Below are 4,256 nucleotides of genomic sequence, written 5' to 3' on the forward strand. Positions count from 1 at the left end.
AAAGCTACCGGAGGCTGAGTCCAACATACGCTACAATGAACCGAAGTCTTACTTCGCATCATTGTAGCTTAATTGTTCTGGCCAGTTTTTTATTTTTTTTATCTCCATTTATTTATTCTCTCAGTCTTGTCCTCAAATTCTGAGGCAAGGGAATGTATTCTTGATTTAAGAAGCAATTTTCGTCCTTCTATTGTCCTTGTATAAACCAATTCACATGCTCCAACAAATCGTATCCACTGTCGCTCGAAATATTCTGCGAACTGTTTCTTACGCCCAAGGATATCTGGTACCGAATGATAGTCTTTTTGGGAGAGTACATTCAAAAAGAAACTTTTTCTGACAACCACATATCTTGGATTGTCTACCGTGCCAATGATTTCCAGCAAGGATTTAATAAATGTTGATTTTTCGTAAGTTGTTCCTCCCTCCAAATGGCAGTAGATCGCTCCATAATCATCAACATCTGAAACTACGGTCAGCTTTGAGTAGTCTGTATGAATAGTCCCAACTTTTATTAGCGATTCCAGAAGTGCTTCACCGATTTGATGTATGTCTTTTGAAATGTCTCTGTATTTCACGAATGCCCTAAAAGTCTTAAATGCAAGTCGACCAAAAATTACGACTCCCAGTCCACCAATAAACATAAGCAAGTAAAGCAAATCTTCTTTGCTCCTTATATGTCGAGCAGCTCTGCCCAATCCTTGTAACGCTTCAAATCCGAATCCGACAAATCCAGAACCAAGCATACCCAAAAGATATTTAATGGTTCGGTTATAGTAAAGTGATTTCAGAGATTTATACTCTTTGTTTTCTGGGAAAGGAACTTTAATTTCCTCAATCAATGTTGCGCCACTTTCCAAGGCCTGTCTCCACTTTTCTTTGAGTTGGTCACGTTGTCCTGCATTGGTAAGCAAACGGTTATTAATATTGAGGATCTCTTGTTCTGTTATCAAATCGTCAGGCAGGTCTAAGCGACCAATTCCATTTTCAATGCTCACTTCTTCTCGAAATGACACCCCAACAAAGGCTTTGAATCGCCTTTTTAGTAACTGAATATCGTCACCTCCATCGGGTGCTGTAGTGTCAGCACATACCAAATGCCAAATATTGCCTGTCTTATCAATGTTTTGTCGCTCTGTTCTAATCGCACGTCCTCTCATTTGATTAGAAAGAACATATGAACCAACGAAACTGGCAAGGATGAGAGAATTAATGGAAGGAGCGTCCCAACCTTCACCAAGCAATGATTTTGTTCCCACAAGTACCTCAATATGTCCTTGTTGAAAAACCTGCGTGATGATGTGAACTATGTCATGCTTCAGTTGCTCGGTTGAGTTTACTACCAAGTACTTGCTATCAAAAGGAAGAGATGAAGTGGATAGTCGTTCAATTTTGAATTTAGCAGCAACCTCCTTGAAAGCCTCAAAAGCTGATACGGGAATGATAATTAATGAGCCAGTGAGAACACCAATCTTTATTTCTCGCTCATTAGTTCTTCTCAACTGTTCAAATATTGGTAGCACACCAATTTTATTTAGTTCCAAGTCATTTGTTGATTGGTTGACAAGAAACTCCTTGCGTATATAGTCGGTGAGAATAACCATTCGCAAATCTTGCTTCAAATGGTCATGCTCAAAATCAACAATTTGGTCAATGCTTCTTAATTTACTGATGCTTGAACTCAAGAAGCTGTTGACTTTTCGGTTGTTTCTGAAATTCACAGAACGCCTCTCCATTGCTCCGTTCCGCTTTAACTTGTTGGTCAGCTTTTCCTGATGTTCTGTATATGGAGTAAAACCATCAGGGTCTTTGTACAGGTAGAATGTGAGCAAGATTTCAACCCATTCATAGTTCAGTTCTGGAATTTTAAACCTCTTTTCTCCAATAATCTCTAAGTGGTCTTGCTTGATTTCCTTCCCGACTGCATTGAGGAATATTAAGGTGGCAGAGTAATATTCCAGATTTGTGTATATCCAATCAAGTTGCTCGTTAGGTGTTAGATAGATTGGATGCCTTTCAAGTGCCTGAATTAACGTTTGATCGGTTTTAATATCATTGAATAAAGTTTGAACACGTTGGCGATACTCGTCAATTTTCCGACTCTCTTGAATCGTTGGGTGCGAAAAAAAAGACATAGTCCTGATGCGGACATAAGTCGCCTTCAACAACCAACTCTGGCACAGAAATCTCGGCATCAACAGGCCCGTTCAACTCAATGTAGCGCTGCCACTCTAAATGAGAAACATCATATGGTGGGGTAGCAGTGAGTCCTACAATTGTTGGATTAAGTGCCTTTTTGACCTCTGTTAGTGATTGCCACCAAGCATTTTTGAGGTGATGAGCTTCATCAACTACAATCGTTCCAATGTTTTGAGCTTGTAAAAGCTTAATAATTTCTTTCGTCTTTGAGTTCCCGTTACCATTTCCATTACCTGCGTTTCCGTTTTCTTCTTCCGATTCTTCTTGTTCTTCGTCAAGGTTAGCTCCTGAGCAAGCAACGTGAAGTGCTTGATAAGTGGACACCGTCAAAAATTCCGGGTTCTTTATATCCCTTGAAATCCAATCAGGTTTTTGCTCAACTTGTAAAAATAGTTCGCAGAATCGCTGTATCCATTGATTTTTTATAGCCACTGTCGGAGCAAATACAAGTGTCGGTTTGTCCAGTCGGATGGCGACTTCCAGTCCTAAAACTGTCTTGCCTGAACCGGGAGGTCCAATAATGTGAAGGTGGTTGTCGTCAAGATGTCCTTCTAACTCGTCAATGACTCGCTGTTGGTATTTTCTCCAGTCGTATTTAAATTTTATATCAGAAGGAAATTGTTTCAAGTCTTTCTTTATCGTTTTTCAAATTGGCCACAACCGGTCTGCGGTATGAAACGTTGCGCTTTTCAAAGCACAAACCTATCAAGCCGTTAAGCTGTTGATTAATTGTTATGCCGCTCAAATTTAGCACTATCCGCGCAATTTTTTATGACCGCTTGTTGTAGCTCGTTTTTCCTTCTTCCTAAAAATATGTTCTAACAGCAAACTCAAATTGATTTATAAATATTTCCTTGAAGTTTGAAATGTTATTCTGCTCGTAAAATAACAGCATAGCCTTTTTATAATCAATTGAATCGACTGTCCTAAAAGATAATGGGCAATAATCATAATTCATTAAAATTGCATTACTTACAATCCTTGCCGTTCTCTTATTACCGTCCATAAAAGGCTGAATATAAGAAATCAGAACTAAAGCAAGCAGTGCTTTTTCAAATATGCTGTCTTTATTGTTTATCACATCACAAGTATTCCTGAGTGCTTCTAAAATCTGAAATTCATTATCAAGTGGTTTATAATTCGTTCCCGATATACCAACCCTCCTTTTTCTTAAATTCCTTTCGACCACTAATTCTTTTGTCAGAATGCTGTGAATATCCTCAATTTTTGGAACTGTTAATGGATTCAAATAATCATCATGTTCTATAATGAAATCAATAGCATCTTTGTGATTTAAGAGCATTACAGCTTCTTCTTTTGTTTTTCCTGAAGCTGTTTCTTTTTCTTTTAATAATCGTTCAGTTTCTAAAAGCGTATAAGTATTTCCTTCAATCTGTGATGATTTCCAACTTAAATCAATGGCCAATCTTTCTAGTTCTTTCTTGTATTCAGTTTCTGATAATTCTGATATGTTTTTCTGATACTCTTTTTGCAACAAGGCTAATTTATCCAATTCACTCTCGGTAAACGAATTGTAATTTTTAAGCAACTCCGTAATTACATCAGAATTAAAGTTCTTAATGATTTGTCGCTCATCAATCTCTTTTTCGTAATACTTTTCAATATCTATCGGACTAATCAATTTATAAGCAGGAGAAAGAACATACTTTGTTCCTTTACCCTGTCCTTTTGTCAATAAATAATCGTTGGCTTTTAAATCGGTAAGTATCCGCTTTAATGTAGCATAACTAAATGTTTCGCCAATTCCATCAAAAATCTCTTTAGATGAACTTTGTCCGTTCGTTTTTACGAAATCAATTACTTGCTGTTTTCTATTATCAATCATTTTTAAACTTTGAGCTCATAAATATACGGTATTAAGCTCACTAATCAATGTGATTTGAGCTGTAACTTTCTTTTAAATGAGCTACAACGGTTAGTAATCGAGTAGGCAAAGGGAATTTCACCCAATGCCTCTCACTGAGTATTCCACTCCATAGTATACCACTATTCCAGAGCAAAGTATACCAGTGATTCCAGGGGAAAGTATACCAGTA

The 4,256-nt window shown here is 37.5% G+C and carries 3 protein-coding genes; all 3 read right to left on the reverse strand.

Annotated features, from left to right (window positions below):
* Window positions 1-98: 98 nt before the first annotated feature.
* Window positions 99-2,135, reverse strand: a complete 2,037-nt coding sequence (locus Q4534_RS23895; protein ID WP_303615681.1) for a helicase-related protein — start codon at window positions 2,133-2,135, stop codon at window positions 99-101.
* On the reverse strand, window positions 2,089-2,826 hold the full coding sequence (locus tag Q4534_RS23900) for a DEAD/DEAH box helicase (protein ID WP_303615682.1): 738 nt from the start codon (window positions 2,824-2,826) through the stop codon (window positions 2,089-2,091). Before Q4534_RS23900 ends, Q4534_RS23895 begins: the two co-directional genes overlap by 47 nt.
* A 178-nt stretch (window positions 2,827-3,004) precedes the next feature.
* Entirely contained in the window at window positions 3,005-4,045 is a 1,041-nt protein-coding gene (locus tag Q4534_RS23905) for a Fic family protein (protein WP_303615683.1), read from the reverse strand.
* Window positions 4,046-4,256: the final 211 nt, after the last annotated feature.

This window comes from Cyclobacterium sp. 1_MG-2023 (assembly GCF_030546805.1).
GTDB lineage: Bacteria > Bacteroidota > Bacteroidia > Cytophagales > Cyclobacteriaceae > Cyclobacterium.

Bases quoted from the DNA above. Each gene is read 5' to 3' on its own strand.
- Q4534_RS23895 (WP_303615681.1), bottom strand. From the start codon at position 2,135: ATGTCTTTTTTTTCGCACCCAACGATTCAAGAGAGTCGGAAAATTGAC.
- Q4534_RS23905 (WP_303615683.1), bottom strand. From the start codon at position 4,045: ATGATTGATAATAGAAAACAGCAAGTAATTGATTTCGTAAAAACGAAC.